The organism is Tardiphaga sp. (assembly GCF_044336785.1).
Lineage (GTDB): Bacteria > Pseudomonadota > Alphaproteobacteria > Rhizobiales > Xanthobacteraceae > Tardiphaga.
Window position 1 is genome coordinate 18,502 of sequence record NZ_JBIIOT010000036.1, and the last position, 20,352, is coordinate 38,853.

At 62.6% G+C, this 20,352-nt stretch carries 12 protein-coding genes; all 12 read left to right on the forward strand.

Annotation, left to right across the window (positions count from 1 at the left end; translation table 11 throughout):
* Positions 1 to 4: 4 nt before the first annotated feature.
* The 12 genes from ACIQ2A_RS12590 (at position 5) to ACIQ2A_RS12645 (ending at position 20,277) form a co-directional block, all read left to right on the forward strand.
* Positions 5 to 1,861 (forward strand): putative porin, encoded by a 1,857-nt coding sequence (locus tag ACIQ2A_RS12590; RefSeq protein WP_398479514.1) that lies wholly within the window; start codon positions 5 to 7, stop codon positions 1,859 to 1,861.
* 2 nt (positions 1,862 to 1,863) lie between these two features.
* A complete protein-coding gene (locus tag ACIQ2A_RS12595; RefSeq protein WP_398479516.1) occupies positions 1,864 to 2,457 on the forward strand; it encodes a hypothetical protein in 594 nt (197 codons plus the stop codon).
* Positions 2,457 to 3,509 (forward strand): peptidylprolyl isomerase, encoded by a 1,053-nt coding sequence (locus ACIQ2A_RS12600; protein WP_398479518.1) that lies wholly within the window; start codon positions 2,457 to 2,459, stop codon positions 3,507 to 3,509. The genes ACIQ2A_RS12595 and ACIQ2A_RS12600 overlap by 1 nt, the downstream gene beginning before the upstream one ends.
* 11 nt (positions 3,510 to 3,520) lie before the next feature.
* Positions 3,521 to 4,021, forward strand: coding sequence for a YbjN domain-containing protein (locus tag ACIQ2A_RS12605; RefSeq protein ID WP_398479520.1), 501 nt, complete (start codon positions 3,521 to 3,523; stop codon positions 4,019 to 4,021).
* A 139-nt stretch (positions 4,022 to 4,160) separates the two neighbouring features.
* A complete protein-coding gene (locus ACIQ2A_RS12610; protein ID WP_398479552.1) occupies positions 4,161 to 4,880 on the forward strand; it encodes a lytic transglycosylase domain-containing protein in 720 nt (239 codons plus the stop codon).
* A gap of 6 nt (positions 4,881 to 4,886) precedes the next feature.
* Entirely contained in the window at positions 4,887 to 5,270 is a 384-nt protein-coding gene (locus tag ACIQ2A_RS12615) for a hypothetical protein (RefSeq protein WP_398479522.1), read from the forward strand.
* 211 nt (positions 5,271 to 5,481) lie between these two features.
* Positions 5,482 to 6,093 (forward strand): serine protease, encoded by a 612-nt coding sequence (locus ACIQ2A_RS12620; RefSeq protein WP_398479524.1) that lies wholly within the window; start codon positions 5,482 to 5,484, stop codon positions 6,091 to 6,093.
* Positions 6,094 to 6,181: 88 nt separating this feature from the next.
* Entirely contained in the window at positions 6,182 to 6,574 is a 393-nt protein-coding gene (locus ACIQ2A_RS12625) for a hypothetical protein (protein WP_398479554.1), read from the forward strand.
* Positions 6,575 to 6,855: 281 nt separating this feature from the next.
* Positions 6,856 to 7,503: an STN domain-containing protein gene (locus ACIQ2A_RS12630; RefSeq protein WP_398479526.1), complete on the forward strand. Its 648-nt coding sequence runs from the start codon at positions 6,856 to 6,858 to the stop codon at positions 7,501 to 7,503.
* A complete protein-coding gene (locus ACIQ2A_RS12635) occupies positions 7,496 to 8,077 on the forward strand; it encodes an RNA polymerase sigma factor (protein WP_398479528.1) in 582 nt (193 codons plus the stop codon). Before ACIQ2A_RS12630 ends, ACIQ2A_RS12635 begins: the two co-directional genes overlap by 8 nt.
* The gene (locus ACIQ2A_RS12640; RefSeq protein ID WP_398479530.1) at positions 8,074 to 9,033 is read left to right on the forward strand and encodes a FecR family protein; all 960 of its coding nucleotides are present in this window, start codon (positions 8,074 to 8,076) and stop codon (positions 9,031 to 9,033) included. The genes ACIQ2A_RS12635 and ACIQ2A_RS12640 overlap by 4 nt, the downstream gene beginning before the upstream one ends.
* A 138-nt stretch (positions 9,034 to 9,171) precedes the next feature.
* Positions 9,172 to 20,277: a filamentous haemagglutinin family protein gene (locus tag ACIQ2A_RS12645; protein WP_398479532.1), complete on the forward strand. Its 11,106-nt coding sequence runs from the start codon at positions 9,172 to 9,174 to the stop codon at positions 20,275 to 20,277.
* Positions 20,278 to 20,352 lie beyond the last annotated feature (75 nt).

Consider the following 20,352-nt stretch of genomic DNA (forward strand, 5'->3'; position numbering starts at 1 on the left):
ACCAATGTTCGACAGAAAGACCGATACCGCCCGGCGCGTACTGCCGCTCGCAGTATCGATGTGCGCGCTGACCCTCGCCGTGCCGGCTACGGCACAGGATGGTGCAGCCCGCGCCAAGCGCCCCAGCGTATCGCGCGAGAAACCGGTTGCGCCGAACTCGACGACCAGCCTGGTCAACTTGCTGATCAAGCAGGGCGTGATCACCGAGGAGCAGGGCACCGCGCTGATCAAGCAAGCCGAGGACGAATCCTATGTGCAGCGTGAAGCTGCCAAGGGTGCTTCGGCCCGTGCGGAAGAAGCCGCAAAGGCCGCGAGTGCTGCGGCTGCGGCGGCATCGCCTCCGGGCACCAAGCATGTGACTTACGTGCCGGAAATCGTGAAGCGTCAACTGCGCGAGGATATCAAGCGCGAAGTGATGGCCAAGGCCGAGAAGGAAAACTGGGCGTCGCCGGGCAAGTATCCGGAATGGGCACAACGTATCCGCTTCAGCGGCGATATGCGCGCGCGCTATGAAGGTCAATTCTTCCCGACTGGGAACGATCCGCGTCTGGTCAATTTCAACTCGATCAATACGGGAAATCCGTATGATCTCTCGGAAGCGAACCCGTATTTCGCGCCGACCTTGAACACCAGCGAGAACCGTGATCGCGCCCGTTTTCGCCTCCGCGTCGGTGCCGATATCGATGTTTCGGATAATGTCCTTGCCGGCTTCCGCTTTGCCAGTGGCGACAGCAACTCGCCAGTGACGCTCAATCAGACCATGGGCGGTAACGGCGGCAATTTCTCGAAATACGCGCTGTGGATCGACCGCGCCTATCTGCGTTACCAGCCGTCGCAAGATTTCAGCTTTTCGGTCGGCCGCTTCGACAATCCGTTCTGGTCGCCGACCGATCTCGTCTGGTACCGCGATCTCGGATTCGACGGCTTTGCTGCTCAGCTCAAGCACGAAGTGTCGCCGGGCATCACGCCCTTCATCGTCGCTGGCGCATTCCCGACATATAACAGCGATCTCAACTTCGGCTACAATATCGATCAGAACCTGATCAAAGACGGTCTGCCCGGTAAGTATGCCAGCAACGACAAGTGGATGTACGGCGTGCAGGCCGGCGTTGGTGTGAAGTTCGACCCGCAGTCCAGCTTCCGCTTTGGGGTTGCTTATTACGATTTCACCAACACGCAGGGTCGCGCGTCAACGCCTTGCTATGTATTCGGAACCGCGGATGTCTGCGACACCGACGTGACCCGGCCGTCCTTTGCGCAGAAGGGAAACACCTACTACACCCTCCGCAATATCGCCGCGGATCCGGCCCTGGGGGCGGGCACAATCCAGCCGGCTTATCAGTATTTCGGTCTGGCCAGCCAGTTCCGCCCGGTCGTGGTCAGCGGTCAGGTTGATCTCGGCGATTTCCATCCGGTCCATGTCGTCATTGACAGCGAATACGTCAACAACACCGCCTTCAACCGCGATGCTATGCTGGGTCTTGATCGCTATAACGCTTACGCAGCGCGTACGATTGCGAACAACACGTCTCCTACATCGGACAGCACGGTCGGCCCCTTCAATGGCGGCAACCAGGGCTGGATGACGCGCGTGACCGTCGGTCATAAGCAAGTCAGAACTCTGTGGGATTGGAATGTCCATGTTGGCTACAAGTACCTCGAATCCGACGCGATGATCGACGCCTTCGTCGATAGCGACTTCGGTCTCGGCGGTACGAACCTCAAGGGCTATTTCATCGGCGGCAATCTCGGTCTCTCCGACAATGTCTGGGCAACGCTCCGCTACATGAGCGCCAACAATATCGCCGGTGGACCGTATTCGGTTGACATCGTCCAGTTCGACCTGAACGCGAAGTTCTGATCATGCGCATGAAAATCCTGACATTTGTTGCGATCGTCGCGTCGATGGCCAGTGTTGAGGCTCGCGCGCAATCGGAAACCGATAAGCTGCGCGACGCCGTGCGCAGCCTGACCGCCCAGACGCGCTCGCTGGAAGACCAGCGTGCGTCGCTTCAGGGCAAGGTCGCCGAGGCCGAGCGTGAGAAGGCAGCTCTGACTGGGCAAATTGCAACCGCAAAGGCGCAGACCAAGGAAGCCGAGAAGATGCACCGCGAGGCGGTGGATGAGTTCAACCAGCGTCTGGAAGATCGCAACCAGACGCTGGAGAAGTGGAAGGCGGCCTATGAAGAAGCCGCAACCGTGGCACGCGCCAAGGACGCGGAACGTGCCAAGTTCGAAGGAGAGGCGACGGCGTACAAGGCTAGCACCAAGAGCTGCGTCGCGAAGAACGGCCAGCTGATGAAGGTCGGGCGCGAGCTGCTGCGTCGGTATGAAGGTGTGTCCTTCGGCGACATTGCGGTTATCAACGAACCTTTGACCGGTGTTCGTCGTGTCGAGGTCCAGAACATCCTGCAGGACTACGAAGACAAACTGCTCGAGCAGAAGGTTATTCAATAATGCGTTTGCGTCCGTCTCTATCATTCGCTACGGCGACCTGCCTTGCCGTCGCTTCGGCGCTCACGCTTTCGCCGGCTCTCGCACAGACCGCGGTTCAACCCGGACAGCCGCGCGTCGCGCAGGCGCCAGCACCCAAGCAACCGGCTCGTCCTGCCGCTGCTCCAGCCGCGCCCGCGGCCGCTGCTCCGACTGCGTCGAATGCCGTTGCTCCCGCCAAGGCCGCCGGCGAAGTCGTGGCGCGTGTCGGCAACAACGACCTGACTGCCGAAGATATGCGCACCTTCATCGCGACCCTTGGCCCGCGTGAACAGGCCGCATTGGCGCAGGATCCGGCACTGCTCAGCCAGGCGGTACGCGTCATGCTGTCGAACCGACTGGTGATGCAGGAACTCGCCGCCAGGAAGTGGGACAAGCAGCCACAGATCGAAGCACAGCTCGACAAGGTGCGCGAAAGCGCGCTGGTCGAGCTTTATTTGCAGTCGGTTTCCAATCCGCCGGCGAACTTCCCGAGCGAAGACGATCTGCAGAAGGTCTATGAAGCCAACCGGGCTTCGTTCCTGGTGCCGAGGCAATATCAGATCGGTCAGATTTACATCGCCGTGCCGAAGGACGCCGACAAGGCTACGGCGGATGCCGCCAAGAAGAAGGTCGCTGAGGTGCAGCAGAAGCTGAAAGCACCGGGCGCGGATTTCGCGGCCATCGCCCGTGCCGATAGCGCAGCCAAGGAGAGCGCGGAGCGCGGAGGCGATCTCGGCCTGCTACCGGAAGATCAGATCCGCCCGGAAATCCGCAACCAGATCACGGGCCTTGCCAAGGGTGCCGTGTCCGAGCCGATCACGCTGGACGACGGCGTTCACTTCATTCGTCTGATCGACACGAAAGTGCCGTATACGCGCACCCTGCCGGAAGTTCGCGATGCGCTGATCCGCCAGATCCGTCAGCAGCGCGCAACCCAGTTGCGGCAGAACTATCTCGCTGAATTGCTGAAGCAGCAACCGCCGATCATCAACGAGCTGGCACTCGCCAAGCTCCTCGAAGGCAAGAAGAACTAGGGAGTATCTGTATGTCCGACACCAATCTCGCCAGCCTGACGCTGGAATCACTGCGCGACCTGATGCAGAACTCGGGCTACCGGGTCGAGCTCGTTAACGACACTGCAGCTAATGTCTCGCTGCTCCGCTCATCGACCGCAGGCTTCGCGTTTGATGTCCGTCCCGGCAATCGTCTTGCTGCCGACGACAGGAGCTTCGTCGATTTCACCTTCAGCGCGTGGCTGAATGTCGAAGGCGAACTGCCGCTCGACATCGTCAATCGCTGGAACGCGCTGCGCCGCTTCGGCCGGCTGCAGCTGGTGCCGGGCTTCCTCGCGATGACCATGGACGTCTCGCTGATCGGTGGCGTCGCGCCGAACTATGTGCGTGCGCAGGTCGAGATCTGGGATCACCTGGTGCAGGCGCTTGTGCCTTATCTGCGTGAGGAGTTGCAGAAGATCGCGTCGGATAAGCCTACCGATGTCGCTCCGGTGGCACCGGCCGATGTGCCTGCTGAAGCCAAGGTGGCTTGATAGGTCCGCATCGATGACAGCAAGCCGCCTTTTATCGAGTATTGGTCGTGGCGCGCGGGGGGCGCGTATCACGCTGATGCTCGCCGCCGGCTTGCTGTCAGTCCCGGTCGTCACTGTCCATGCAGAGACGGCCGGCGGAATGCGCGTGGCCTCGGCTGAGACCGAGGTCGCGGAGTCCCAGGCAGATGCCATCAAGCCGGACACCGCAAAGTTGGCAACGGAACGAGCCGCGGCGCCGCCAGCCTCGCCAATGGTGTCATCGATACCCATTCATGCTGCCAATCCGCGCGCCCTCTATCGCGCGCTGATTGAGCGCGAAGTGCGCCATACGAGTCTGCCGGCCGATGTCGCCGAAGCTGTCATGGGCGTGGAGAGCGGCTACAATCCGGCGGTGATCGGTGCCGATGGCGAGATCGGCCTCATGCAGGTGATGCCGCCGACGGCGCGCATGCTCGGCTTTACCGGGTCGATGGCGGATTTCGCCGCGCCGGAAGTCAATGTCAAATACGGCGTGATGTATCTCGCGCAGGCCTGGGCGAAAGCCGGTGGCGACCTCTGTACGGCGCTCATGAAATATCGTGCCGGTCACGGTGAGACGCGGTTCTCGCAGCTATCGGTCGATTACTGCATCAGGGCGCGCGCGCGCCTTGCGGCCAAAGGCTATCCGCTGACCGGCACTGTCCCTGTCGCGACTTTCGGCTTTAGTCCCGGGGACGGGGGCAGTGCGCTGGCGATGGCGAGCTGTCGCAAACGTTGCCTGACGCTTGGCGGGAGTGGCCGTGTCAATTTCGCCGCTTTGAACAATCGCCTTGCTCAGGTCGCCATTCAGGTCAACACATCCCGGACGCTAGGAAAGTAGCACGACATGATCGCCCGGCTTTCCGCGCTGTTGTTGATGGTCGTGGCGATGCCTGCCTTTGCGCAGGAGCCGAATCCCCTGGCGGTCGAGCCGAAGTCCGAACTGATCATCGGCGGTCAGCCCGCGCCGATGCGCACCTTTGAGCGCTGCGTGGATGTCGAGATCGGGGGGGCACGCAGCTATGGCTGCCTCAACGAGCACCTGCGACGGGACGTCGATAAGGTCGCTCCGAGCCTGAATCTGCCGCTGATCGATGCGCGCTCTTCAGACACGAGGATAGGCATCGTCAACATTCCGGCCGTTCAACAGCAGTATGGCTCGAATTTCGGGCGCTCCGTGGTGCCGTTCCGGATGCCGCAGCCGACCTTCAACGGGAATCCGCGGCGGTAGGTTCTGATACATGCCTCTCATGGTCCATCCAACGGATTCCGTGTTGCCAAACGGGCTGCAGACAGACGCTATGCCAAGGCTCTATCAACGGCGTTACCTCTGCGCGCTCACGACAGTGATCGGAGTCGTCTGTGCCGTATCGCCGGCATGGTCGCAATTCCTCTTGCCGGCGCAGAACGATCTGCCGTCATTGGCGCCGCCCAAACCGTTGATGCGTGCTGATTTGCCGCCAGTCGAGCGCGCCGGCACTGGATTCTTCGTGGACGATCTCGGTCACGTCTTGACCGCACGGCACGTCGTGCAGAGCTGCGGCCGCATCGTGGTGCAGAAAGAGGGGCGCAGCACGACAGCGCGATTGATCGCGCTATCGACGCCATATGATCTTGCTTTGTTGAAGACGCCGACAACACGCGGGATTGCGGCGGTATTTCCGCGGACGGCCCCGTCGTCGGTCAATTCGATGGTGTTCGCCGCCGACTATACGAGCCTGCCGACCATGGTGACCCGGGGCGGCATGCTGGCCAATGCATCGGTCGGTAAGACATCCGGCAGCAATGAGGCCGGCCATATCGCGATCACCTCCACCGTGACGTTCGGTGCCAGCGGCGCTCCGGTGCTGGACTCACGAGGTCTCGTCGAAGGTGTCATCAGCCGCAAGACCAATGTCAACCGCGTGCTCGCGGTCAGTGCTGCCAGCGCCAAGTCCTTTCTCGCATCAAGCAACATTCGGCCGCAGGAAGACGATCGCCCACAACTCAGCGGTTCCGCATCGCGGGCTCACCGCGCAGCAAGCATTTCCGCCCGTGTCGTCTGTCTGAATTGAAGGAGTTGTCGTCATGCAACGATCGAATGGGTCATCGGCCGCCGTTGAAAGACCGAGCAGACTCCGTAGGCTGCTGACATCGTTGGGTGTGATCTCCCTCGCAGCGACGCCAGTCGCCGCGCAGGGCCTTGATTACCGCAGTCCGGACGCGGTGCCACCATCCTGGGGCCAATTCTCCAAACTGGTGAAATATCGCTTCGAAGAATGGATGAGCGCCGACGAGGCAATCGCCAATCGCTTTCGCGCGTGGCTGAAGGAAAACGCTGGGACCGCCAATGGTGCGCCGTCCTCGATCGTCGTCAAGGCTTGGCTCAATCCAGATGGCAGCGTCGAGAAGGTGTCGTTCGCGCCATTCAAGGATGAGCGGGCCAATAGCGATCTGCGCTCGGTGCTGACCCGCGGCAATGTCGGCGAAGCGCCGCCGCCGGAGATGCTGCAACCCATCAATCTGCGGTTCTCGCTCGGCGTGTCCAGAGAGTAGATGTCGGCTTGCTTGATGTGGCGTGCCTGTGCCGGCTTCCGGCGATCTATGTGGTGTCGATATTCAAGCAAAAGATCTCCTGTCACTCTGATGTCAACACAACGACGGTAATAGACGCAGGATTAGTGGTTGATCGATCGCCATGTGAGGTCGTCTATCATGTGCCAGGGTGCGGTAACGTGAGGAACAGGTGCGCGTGCAGGCAAGATCTTGCGTGGCTGGCTACTGTTCGGAAGCGTCTGATCCTTGCGGCATCGATTATCATTCTCGGCATGAGCCACGTGGCTGCACGTGCCGGAGCAGACGGACAGGGGCTGTTGCGGTTCGACATTCCTCGACAGTCGCTGGCGTCAGCGCTCGACAGTTACAGTGCAGCAACTGGGATCGTCGGCCTCTATCGGGGGCAGCTTGCCGTCGGACGCATATCGAAACCGGTTGCGGGACACTACACACCGGAAACGGCACTCAGGTTGCTGCTTCGTGAGACCGGTCTGGCCGCGCAGTACGCGTCCGCCGATGCGTTCACGCTATTGCCTTCCGGCGACATCGCGCGATCATCCGGATCGGCCACGGTGATCGCGCGGGCTGCGATCGCGCAGCAGGACGCCATTCAACGCGATTATTCCGCGCTTCTTCAGGAGCGCATCACTGCGGCATTGTGTGCGAACGGCGCGACGCGCCCGGCCGACTATCGTATTGCACTGAGCTTCAGGGTCGGAACCACGGGAGAGATCGAGCAATTCGACCTGCTTGGCTCATCCGGCGATAGCAGCCGTGACGAGGCGATAGCTCGCACGCTACGGACGCTCGGTATCGGCCGGCCGGCTCCGTCGCATATGTCTCAACCTTTCACGATGGTCGTGCTGCCGGCGTCGTCGGGCGGTGCCGTCAATTGCCCTCCGATCAGAAGCGCTCTGCATCATGGCTAGAAAGTCGGGATCGCCGGAGGCGCCGAAGCTGGTTGAGGATCAACCCGCGAGTGAAGCGCGACTTTCATCGCCCCTCGCGAGCTTGCAAGAGTTGCTGACGGATCGCTATGGCGTGCTGAAGACGCGTCTGGCACGTCGGCTCGGATCGCAGGACTGGGCGGAAGAGGCGCTACAGGACACCTATCTCCGCCTCGATGGTGCCGAGAGTGCCGGGACGGTGCGCAACCCGACCGCTTATCTATTCCGCACGGCCTTTAATGTCGCTCTCAATCGCATACGCGCCGATCGACGGCGGCTCTCGGCTGCCGAGGTCGATGGCCTGTTGCACATCGCCGATGAAGCCCCCGATGCGCTGCAGGTGTTCGAGGGCCGGGCCGAGATTCTGCGCCTGAGCAAGATCATCGCAAAATTGCCGGAGCGGCAGCGCGGGATCCTTCTTGCATCCAGAATCGAGGGCGTGTCACGGCAAGAGATCGCCGAGCGCTTTGGCATCTCAGTGGGGATGGTCGATAAAGAACTTCAGCAAGCGCAGGAATATTGCGCCACGCGCTTTGGCTGGAAGAAGACGCGATGATCCGCACGGAAACTGATCCACAGGAGCTGACGCTGCTCGATCGCGAGGCCCATGCCTGGGTGCGACGGCTGACCTCGGGCGAGGCGACCGGCGCCGATGCTGACGCCTTGCGCGAATGGTGCCGGCGCAGTTCGGCCCATGCATCGGCTTTCTCGTCGGCCAGCCGGCTCTGGCGCGCGGTGGAGCCCGCCAGTGGCATGCTCGATGAGGCGCAGCGGGACGATCTCCGTCATCGATCGCGCCGGATCGCGCGACGCGCGTTCATCGGCGGCGCGATGGCGGCCTCCACCGGTGGCTTGCTGCTGGCGAAGCCACCGCTCGGTCTGTGGCCATCCTATTCCGAGTTGCGGGCGGATTTCCGCACCGGCACCGGTGAACGGCGCGCGATCTCCGTTGCGGATGGTGTTGCCGTCGAGATGAATGCACGCACCAGCCTGTCGGTGACTGGCAGCGTCGTCAGGCTGATTTCGGGGGAAGCGTCCTTTTCCGCATCCGAAAAGCGTGCGGGTCATCTCGACGTACTCGCCGACAGCGGCACGACGTCCATGACCGATGCCCGTTTCGATATTCGCAGGGCGGGCGGCGAGGTGCGCGTGACCTGCTATGCGAACGAAGTCCGTATCGCCCATCCAAGCGGGGCGATCGTCCTCGGTGCGCGGCAGCAGGTCAGCTACAGCGCCGATGCGATAGTAGAGGCGGTATCCATCGATCCGGCCGTCGCGTCGGCGTGGCAACGCGGCTTGATGATCTTCGATATGACGCCACTGCACGAGGTGATCGACGACCTCAACCGCTATCGTGCGGGCCACATCGTTTTGCTCGATCGCAATCTCGCGCGCAGCCCCGTCAACGGTCGGTTCAGGATCGACCGGCCGGATGACGCCCTGTCCCAGATTGAACTGGCATTCGGCATCCGGCGCCGCACATTGCCCGGCGGACTGGTGCTGCTCGGCTGATCGCAGCCGGCGGCGTGACATGAAAATTTCATAAAAATTCGGTGGGGGCTGCGAGGCCCCAGGTGTCTCCAGGAGGACGCTGGCACAGCCGGGGTCGATCCGGTGGACGGTGCTTGCCTTTGGAATGATGAGAGACCCATGATCGTTTACGCCGCCCATTCGCCGTCGTCGGTTTCGCGCAAGCTGCTCAAGCGTAGCAGTCTACTTGTGAGCGCCAGCCTGGTGGTGCTGCTCGGTGCGGTGACAAAGGCGGATGCGCGCAGTCTCGGTGGCGGCAACGCGGCCGGCGCCAGCAATCCGGCAGCGATTGCAGCTGCTGCAGCCGCGGCGAATGCGCAGCAGTCGTCGGCGGCTGGGCAGCAGGCGATCCAGTCCATGGCGCGGGCGGCGCAATCGCTGCAAGCGATCCGCGATGCGCAAAGTGCCGCGCGGGCGGCTGCGTTGGCCGGGGCGGGTAGTGCGGTCCCCAATGGGTTGACAGCGGGGGGGCTCGTCGTGGCGCCGGGCGCCGGCGTGACGCCAGATATCTGGGTCGGCGCTGACAAGCCGACGTCAGCACAAGTTGGCGGTCGTACGCAGGTCGAGATCAAGCAGACCGAGCAAAAGGCCATCCTCAACTGGTCAAGCTTCAATGTCGGCCGCGAGACCGATGTGTACTTCAACCAGACTGCAGGTGGCGCCGACAAGGCGAACTGGATCGCCCTCAACCGCGTCACCGATCCGTCGCTGGCACCGACCCGCATCCTCGGCAGCATCAAGGCCGAAGGGCAGGTCTATGTCATCAACAAGAATGGCATCGTGTTCGGTGGCGCCAGCCAGGTTAACGTCAGCAGTTTCGTCGCATCGTCGTTGAGCTTGTCGGACGAGCAGTTCCGTGCCGGCATCAACAACGTGCTCTACGTCTTCAAGGACGATAGTGGCAGCAGCATCGCCAAGCCGCAATTCGGTTATCTCGGCCAGGCCAAGCCTAACCAGTCCGTGGGGCTGAACGACCCTGGGCAAGTGGCTGGCGCCGTGATTGGAGATGCGCCCGGCGACGTGCTGGTCGAGGCCGGTGCGCAACTGACGATGGCCTCGGGCGGCAAGGCGCTCGTGTTCGCTCCGCGCGTGTTTAACGACGGGCGTATCTCCGCGCCGGACGGTCAGGTGATCCTGGCGGCGGGCGAGCAGGTCTATCTGACAGCTGATATCTACGGCGTTCGCGGCCTGGACATTGCCGTCTCCTCGCCGATGCGGTGGATGTTCGACTATTACCACATGGCGACGGCCAGCGGCCAGGCCAACTGGGAGAACCCGGGCAAGGCTTTCATCATCGGCATGAAGGAGCTGCTCTTCCCGGAAATGGAGGCGCGGGCGGCATCGGTTGGCTACACCGTCGTGAACAACGGCATGGTCAAGGCAGATCACGGCAACATCACGCTGATGTCGCGCCGCATCGTGCAGAATGGGGCACTTGAGGCGTCCACTGCGCTGAACAATCGCGAGGGCTCGATCCGGCTGCGCGCCTGGGATCAGGGCATGCTCTCCTATGCGAGTTCTCTGCCGGATGGGTCACCCTTGCGCTATTGGTCCACGGGCAGCGTGACGCTCGGCAGCGGCAGTGTCACCACGGCGATGCCGGACCTGACCGATACCAGCGAGATCGAGCAAACTTCGCTAGCGACGCGCTACAGCCCCGGCAAGATCGAAATGCGCGGCCAGCTGATCAACATCGAGTCTGCGGCGAACGTCATCGTGCCCGCCGGTACGATCAGCATCGTCGCCAGCACCTCGACGTTGTCCGGGGAGACGCCGATCACCGGCGAGCCGGTGAAGCGCGATGGCAGCCGCATCTATATCGGCGAGGATGCCTATCTCAGCGTCGCCGGCCTGCGGGATGTGTTGCTGACCATGGAAAGCAACGTCGTCACCGGCGAATTCCGCATCAACGAACTCCGCGACTCGCCGCTCTATCGGGACTCCTGGCTGCGCGGCAAGACCGTCAGCGTGGATAAGCGCGTTGCAGGCCTGTTCACCGATGGTCCGATGGCCGATGTGCAGTGGGTCTCCGGATCGCCCGGTGCGTGGGTCGGTACGCCGCTCGGCGACTTCTCCGGCTGGATCGGGGTCGGCAAGACCTCGCTGGGCGAATTGTCCACGATCGGCGGCTCGATCGCGATCAAGTCCAGCGGTTCGATCATCACGCGTCCGGGATCTCTGCTCGACGTATCCGGTGGCTCGGTGCGCTATCAGGACGGCTGGATCACCACCACGCGGCTGCTCGGCGCCGACGGCCGCCTCTACGACATCGGCGACGCGATGCCTGACCAGCTTTATGTCGGTTTCGCCGGCTCGTTCTCGCGCACGCATAACGTCCAGGGTCAGGTCGATAGCCGGCTCACCGAGACATGGTCCAGCATCTTCGATCGCGGCAATGCGCGCCGCTTTGAAAAGGGCTATACGGAAGGGCGCGCGGCCGGTGCGATCCGCATGTTTGCGGCCGAAGCACTCGTGCTCGAGGGCAGCTATTGGGGCGGCGTCCTTACTGGCGAACGCCAGTCAGCATCGGGCAAGACGGCCGCGGCGGGTTCGTTCACGATCGGCGGCAACAGCGACGAACATCGCCAGTGGTTGATGGGCAATCTGGTAATCGGCAACAGCCCTGAACTGCTGCCGGCTGGTTTCGATGCCTACAGCACGCTCGATCCCATCTGGTATTCCGGCACAGAAGGCGACGACCTGTCGGTGCGCAAGAAGACGACCTATCTCGACGCCGATGTTCTGGCCCAGTCCGAAATGGGCAAGCTGGCATTCTACGTGGCCGCCGGCTTCACATTGGCTAAAGACGAAAAGCTGGAGTTGGCGCCCGCGAGCACGCTCAACATCATTGGCAATACCGGCTCGAACAATCCTGCGACCTTCAATGTGGACGGTAGCATCCGCATCGCCGGTGGCACGGTCTGGTTTGCCGGTGCCGAGACCGCGAATTACGGCCCCACGGCGTCCATCGATGTGAGCGGAGTCTGGTTTAACGGGCCGCGCAATGGCCTGCAGCCGGTGATCAAGGGCGGCAGCATTACCGTCGCTGGCGACCTCGCGCCGGGTGCCACGTTCGATGTCTCCGGCGGCGGCTGGTACGACACCACAGGCATCAAGCCGAAGCTGAAGCTTGGTGATGCCGGCACGCTCACCCTGTCACCGACGGATGTTGCGCAACTCGCCGATCTCGATTTGCGCGGATATTCGGCGGCCTCGGGCGGCTCCCTGTCGATCGTTACAACAGGATCGGTCGTGATCGGCGGCGCCGGGCCGACCGATCCCGCGACGAGCTGGCTGCCCGGCACGCTGTTCGGCGAGCGTGGTTTTCGCAGCTTCGAACTGACCACCACTGGCGACATCGTGGTCGCGGACGGCACGGTCATTTCCCAGGAGGCACGCAGTATCGACCTGGCCGGCATCAATCCGGCCACCATCCTGTCGGGCGCCGCGATCCGCGACATCGCTGGCCTGACCATCCGTCCGCTGGCTGAGCGGGTCGCCGGCAAGCCCACCGCGCTTGGTTTGGTTGGCGACAACATCATCATCGGTACAGGCGCGGTCGTGGTTACCGATATCGGCGGCAGCATCACGCTGGTCGCGAGCGGTCATGACGACCTCTTGGGCACCAAGGTGCCTGGAAACCTGACCATCCGCGGCACGCTCGATGCACCTGCCGGCGTGATCGCGCTCACCGCCGCAGGTGGCGAGCTGAAGCTGACGGCCGGCGCCCGCGTTCTCGCGCGCGGTGCGGTAGTGACCGAGATCAGCAATCGTGGCTTGCGGTCCGGCGAGGTGCTCGCGGGCGGCTCTGTGAGTTTCAGCAATGCCCAGACGATAACGGCGGAGAAGGGATCTCTGGTAGATGTCTCTGGCGCCAGCGGCGAGTTCGATCTCGACGGCGGACGCGGTGAATCCGGCGTCTACACGTTGACGAGCGATGGCGGCAAGATATTGCTCGGTTTCAGCGGTGCATCGAAGGATGTAATCGCCGGCAAGTTCGAGGCGCACAGCGGCGGTGCTGGGTCCATTGGAGGAACGCTCGAGATCAGCGTTGCGCAACTGTCGGAAACGACGCCAATGTTCGATCTCCCGACAACGCTCTATTACGTCAATCGTGACACCGGCCTCATCACGGCGCTCAACGCGCGTGGCAATCTGGACATCTACCGCGAACATAGCTCCGGCTCCGACACGGCATATCGCTATAGCACCGTGCTGCTTGCGATCCGCGCAGCGAGCACGGGACTTTCCCGAGGGGGCGGACTCGCGATCGTTGATCTCAATGCCGATACGACGCCGCGCGGCATTGATCAGCCGCTGTCGTCCGTGATGCCGACGAATGTGAATCAGCTCGACTTATTGACGCGATATTTTTATCTCGATAGCGCTGCCACGCAACGGGTCGAGTTGCCGACGGCGTCCGTCAAACTCACCAAGATCTCCAGCGACACGATCTCCAATGGTGGCTTTGGATCACTGAACGTCAATGCGACGGCTTTCGTCGTTGCTCCCGGTATCAACTTGACGCTCGGCAAGTCGATCTCGATCACAGGCGCTATCAATAGTGGCGGCGCGGGAACGGCGACTATCACCGCGCCTTATATTGCGCTGAACGGTGCATCCGGCTCAGCGCACGATGCAGGGAGCGGCAAGCTCGTGATGACGGCTGACGTCATCGATGTTACCCGTGCGGCATTCTCCGGCTTTGCCGATACGCAATTGGTCGCGCGCGACGTACGGATGGGCGGGCTGCTCACGGATCTCACCACTGCACGTACGGCGACACTGAGCGCCGACGGCCGCCTGGAGCTCAAGGTCGGTCAACTCTATCCCGCCACCGGAATTCTTGCATCGGTTGAAGCGGGGACCGAACTCGTGATCACACGTCACGGCGATAGTGAATTGCCGTTGTCCGCCGCGGGCACTCTAACGTTGAAAGCGCCGGTAATCGCCCAGAATGGCATCGTGCGCGCGCCGTTTGGCAGCATCGTGTTCCAGGCCAGCGACAGCATCACGCTCGGCGCCAGCAGTATTACGTCAGTGTCTGGCGACGGCCTGATCGTTCCATATGGCATGCTGAGTAACAACGAATTCTGGATCGATCCAATAACAAAGCCGACGTGGGCCGAACCAACGCCATCGCTGAGCAAGCTGCCGGAGAAGAACATTGTTCTGCAGGGTCCGAAGGTTACGCTTGCGGCCGGATCGGTCGTCGATATTCGCGGCGGCGGCGACCTTCTCGCCTGGGAACACGTACCAGGCCCAGGAGGCTCACACGACGTTTTGACGCAGTCCGGTGTTTACGCCATCCTGCCGGGAATGCAGGTGTCGGGAGTTGCACAGCAGAAGGTCTGGCTGGCCGGCGGTAATGGGCTCGCGGCGGGTTGGTATGACCTCTTGCCGGCGCGCTACGCGCTGCTGCCCGGTGCGTTCGCGATATCCATGGTGAAGGGCTCTGCCAGTAACCAGTCTTCTTTCAGCGTCGCGCTCGCGGACGGTACGTCCCTGATGGCCGGGCGCCGCGCCGACACCTTCGGTCGCGGGCACGATCAGCTCACCTCGTCCTGGCGTGTGATGTCGGGCGCGGCGCTGCGCAGCTACAGCGAATACAATGAGGCCACGGCCAACACGTATTTCGCCTCCGACGCCTTCAAGCTTGGCCAGTATCGCCTCACTGGCGCCAATGTTGTGACCCCGCGCCTGACGATGGATGGCGGCTCGGTGGTGTTCCAGGCCACGTCCAGCCTCGTTCTCGATGGCACGCTGCAGTCGCAGCCCGCTCAAGGCGGGCGCGGCGGTCTCGTCGATATCGCCGGTAGCAAGATCGCCATCGTCGGCGCAGGACAGGATCGTAGCGATCTGGTCGGCTATCTGGTCGTGGATTCTGCCTCGCTCAGTAGTTTTGGCGCGGGCAGCGTCCTGATTGGCGGTATCCGCAGCGTCGATGCGCGCGGCATGCGCGTCGACGTCTCGGCCACCGACATCATGGTCCGCAACGATGCCGGAAGCAGCCTCAGCGGTTCGGAGATCGTGCTGGCTGCGAGTGGCACGGTCCATGTGGCTGATGGCAGCGTCATCGTTGCGCGCGGCGGCTCGCCCGGCGCCGGCGTGGATCTCGTGATGGCACCGCAGGTGAAGGCCGTTTATGGCGATATCGGCACGCCTGACACCAATCCGGACAATGACGTGCTGCTCACGCCGTCGCGCGACTATGGTGCGCTGATCCGTGTCTCGACTGGCGACGTGGTGAAGGTCATCCGAGAGAATGTCGATATCTCGGCGGGCGGCCTGGTCAACATTGGCGCCAATGCGACGCTTTCGGGTGGCAATGCCCTGCTTATCGACGCGACGGGCGACACTTCGGTGGCGGGAAGCGCAAGCCTGTCCGGCTTGGCGCTCTCGCTGGCTAGCGGCCGGATCGGATTCGGCGGCGGCAGCAGCGGTCTGGTTCTCAATGCCGCATCGCTGGCACAACTCGCTAATACGCAGGCGCTGACTCTGCGCAGCTATACGACGATGGATTTCTACACCTCTGTCGATCTCGGTCGCGCTGGCCTAGGCACCGTCACCTTCGACGCTGCCGGCCTTGTCGGCTATGGCAGCGGCGCCATCGTCGTGACGGGCGACACCGTGGTGCTGGAGAATTCTGCCGGCACGTTTGTCAGCCCCGGTGCTGTCGGCAATGCCCAACTGTCGCTGAATGCAAATGACATCATCCTCGGCGGCGGCGCCAAGACGCTGCGCGGCTTCGATGCGGTGATGTTGATGGCGAACCGTCAGGTGACCGGGCAGGGCAGCGGCTCGCTCGATGCGGGCACGGCCGCGGTGACGCTGGTCAGTCCGGTGGTTACGGGGCGCGGCGGTGCCTCGCAGTCGATCATCACCCAGAACGCTATCCGCGTGGTCGGAATCGGTAGCGCTCCAGTCGGAAATGTCGAGGCCAGCCTCGGCACGCGCCTCGCATTGACCGGGACCAGCATCGAAATGAGCGGACGCATCGTCGCGCTCGGCGGTGCCGTCAATCTCACAGCAACGGCGGGCAATGTCTCGATCGCATCCGGCGGAACCATCGATGTGAGCGGCTTCAAAAAGCAGTTCTACGATGTCGCGCAATTCGCCGATGCAGGCAGTATCGCACTTACCGCGGTCGGCTCGGTTGTCGTCGCGTCGGGTGGTCACCTCAATCTGTCCGCCCATACGGACGGTGGCGCTGCCGGCAGGCTATCTTTGACCGCCTCCAATGGCGGCACGGTCTTGCTGGGCGGATCGATCGAAGCGCATGCGCGGACAGGCGAGAAGGGCGGATCCTTCGCATTGGATATCGCCACGCTGCCCGACTTTGCCGGCATGAGCCAGACGTTGAACGCATCCGGCTTCTCGGCATCGCGCCAGTTCCGCATCCGCTCTGGCAATGTACTGGTCGATGGCCTGACCGAGGTGGCAGATTTCACGCTGGTCGCCGACCAGGGCTCGGTGACGCTCGCGGGAACGATCGATGCCCGCTCACCCTATGGCGGCAACATCTTGATCAGCGCGGGCAATGGCCTGACCATGTTGAGCTCGGCATTGCTGCAGGCCGGCGCAACCGGCCAATATGGCAGCGGTCGCGTGACCCTCGAATCCAGCGGCGGCGGGATGGATGTTGCTGGTGGCATCATCGACGTGTCGGGCGCCTCGGGCGGCAGCGTTCGCTTCCGCGCGCAGCAGACGATCGGTCATGACGAGATCGACGTCAGTCACCTGCAGGCCACGGTGGTCGGTGCGCGGTCCGCGGTTATGGAAGGCGTCAGCGTGGAGAACGGCGATGCCGGTTCTGTCGATGCCATCCGCGCCGCCGCGATTGCCCATGCGAACACGTTTGCGAGCCATACAGCGGCGATCGCGGCCCGGCTGAACGCCGGCGGCATTGCCGTGATGCCCGGCATCGAGATCAGGAGCACCGGTGATCTCACGCTTCAGACCGACTGGAATCTCGCTACCGATTTCGCGTCGATGCGCATGGGAAGCCTGACGCTGCGTGCCGGAGGCAATCTCGTCCTGCTCGGCAATCTCAGCGACGGATTCTCGGTAGCGGACACCAGCGGAATTCTGCAGGGCACCGCATCCTGGAACCTGCGTCTCGTCGCGGGCGCCGACCTCTCATCAGCCAGCGCATTGACGGTCGTGCCGCTCGCAGCGCTCTCCACAGCAAGCGGTACGCTGACAATCGGCGATGCCACCTCTGGCAAGGTCGTCCGCACCGGCACCGGCGATATTGATATCGTTGCCGGCCGCGATCTGCTGCTCGCACATCATGAATCGGCCGTTTATACGGCAGGCCGCGCCGATGCGACCGTCTATGCCGATTTCCAGGCGCCGACGGGCGCCACTTACGGCATCGACGGTGGCAATCTGCGGATCGCTGCGCAAGGCAATGCGACCTCGGTACTCCCGACCGGTCGATCCACCGCTACCGAGCTGGACGACAATCAGCTGTTTACCGAATGGCTGCGCAAGGTCGGGTCGATCGGTCTGGACCTGCGCTTCGAGGATGACCTGCAGAGCTCGTGGTGGATCGACTACGGCAAATTCCAGCAAGGCGTGGGCGCGCTGGGCGGGGGCAATGTTTCCGTGAGTACCGGCGGTGATCTCGTCAACATGCTGGTAGCCCTGCCGACCAACGGCCGGGTGCGCGGCGGAGAAAGTACGACGAGCAATCCGATGCAGCTTGAAATGCGCAATGGCGGCCTGATGCAGGTCGAGGCCGGCGGCGCGGTGCGGGCGGGTTATTACTATGTCGGCCGCGGCGATGGCGTCATCAATGCCGGCGAATTTGCAAATGGTCGCACGGTATCCGCGGTGCTCACTGACGGGCGCGAATCCGTTTTCGACATCGCGCCGGTGCTGGCTCTGGGTGATGCCGTCATGAAGGTGAAGACCGCAGGCGATCTGGTTCTGCAGACGGTGCTGGATCCGCTGATGCTCAATTCGGACAGCGTTTACGCTGGCGGTTCTAGCCGGAACAGCGCCTATATGAGCGGCTATACGGACCGGACTTCGCTCGAACTGCTGTCGGTCGGCGGCGATGTCACGCTCGCCAATCAGGGGCGCTTCCTGTCCAAGGAGGTCGATATCTCCGGCGGGACGTTTGGTCTCCACGTGGACTATTCATATATCGGACTGTTCGCCACTAATCTCTATCCGTCGGTGACACACGTCGCCGCTCTGAATGGTTCGGTGATCAGTCACGATCGCTTCTTTACGGCACCGGGCAAGAATCCGGAACTGCGGATGCTCGCGGACAGCGACGTCGTGCTCGGTGAGGTCACCATGGCACGCGCCACCATTGCGATGATGCCCACGCCTCTGATGCCGGTTACCGGCAGTAGCGGTGGCTGGTTGCAGATGCGGACACCATACAATTTCAGTGAGTTTCAGTCGCTCAACGGCAGCGGTTTCGCCGCGCTTCTCCTGAACCAGTTCACGTTCAATCACAGCATGACTCCTGGCAACGGCCCGCTTCGGAGCTATCTCGAAAGCGTCCGCAATCCGGACAGCCTCGACAATGCCGCGGATATGGAGCCCAGCCGCATCTATGCACGGAACGGTTCGATCACCGGGTCGCTGATTGCGACCTCGTCGGGTGTGCAGACTCTGGCGAACATCACCACCAACGAACAGACCTGGTTCCGCGCTGGCACGGATATCCGTAACATCAACTACAATCTGCGAAACATCCACAAAGCGGATGTGTCGCTGCTCGAAGCCGGCAACGATATTATCGGGATCGGCGGCAAGATCGAAGTCCAGGGACCGGGCGCGATTGCGCTCGCCGCCGGACGCGATGTCTATGGCACCAGCTTCGAGGTTGTCACCAACGGCCGTTACGACGCCTATCAGAGCAATCGCGCGAACGAACTGAGCGAGGTGAAAGGCCTTGCCCGCGAGGGGGCTGCAATTTCTGTCATGGCCGGGCTGAAGGGCAAGCAGCCAACCTATGATGCCTTGATGGCCGCCTATCTGGATCCGGCTAATCTGGCGTCCATGCCGGACTACCTGAAAACCGAGGTCGATGGCTTCATGCTGCCGATCTATCTCACTGACAAAGTCGAAATCCGGCGCGGCGCCGAGCACAAGGCGCGCTCCGGCCTCGTATCCTTCATTGCGGATATGACCGGCGAGACCTTGTCGCCGCTTGATGCATGGCAGCGCTTCAAATCCCTGCCGACATTCGCGCAGCAGCGCTTTCTCCGCGACGTTTATATCCAGGAACTGAACGCGGCCGGCGATGACCAGAACACGCTCGATGCGAACGGCCTGCCGCGCAACGGCGGCTATAATCGCGGCTATGCGGCCATCGCTGCGCTGTTCCCGGGGCAGGAATGGGGCGGCGATATCAAGATCGGCAATGCCACCTTCCGCACCATGGCGGGTGGGGCCGTCGAGACCCTGACGCCTGGCGGGGGCCTGCAGGTTGCCGCGCTCGGCATGACTGTGCCGGATGGTGCCGGCCTCGTCACGCTCGGCAATGGCGATATCAGCATCTTCGCCCGCGATAGCGTCACGGTGAACCGTTCGCGCGTGCTCACCTTTGCCGGCGGCGACGAGGTGATCTGGTCCACGCTCGGTGACATCGACGCTGGTCGCGGCGCCAAGACCACCCGCGTGCCCTCGGCACCGGAAATCACGACGGACGAAGATGGCGTGACCAAGGTGCAGGAGCGCGCCGATATCGGCGGTAGCGGAATCGGCACGATCATCGGCTTCACCGGTGTCAGGGAAGGCGACGTGTCGCTGATCGCGCCGCAGGGCACCGTCAATGCCGGTGACGCCGGCATTCGCGTCAGCGGCAATTTCAATGTCGCAGCCTTGATCGTGCTCAATGCCGAGAACATCAAGGTCGAGGGCGACAAAAAGGGCATGCCGAAGGTCGAAAGCGTCAGCCTCAATATGACGGTTCAGACCAAGGACAAGGCTGCCGAGGATGCCACCAGGGAAGCGACGCAGGGCGGCGCCAAGGAACGTCCATCCGTCATCATCGTCGAAGTGCTCGGCTATGGCGGCGGCAGCGACGGCCCCCGCCAGGACGACGAGCGCCGCCGGCAAGACGACCGGCGTAGCTATGACACCAACAGCGTGATCCAACTGGTCGGCAACGGGGCACTGAGCGAAGCGCAGAGCGAGGCGCTGACCGACGACGAGAAACGGCGGTTGCAGGACATCAGCCGCGCGGCACGCACGCGCTGACGCTTCCAACAAAAATGCCCATGGGGGCTCAGCGGCATGTGCGAGGGCGCCTCTGGACGCAAACGTGTTGCGGGT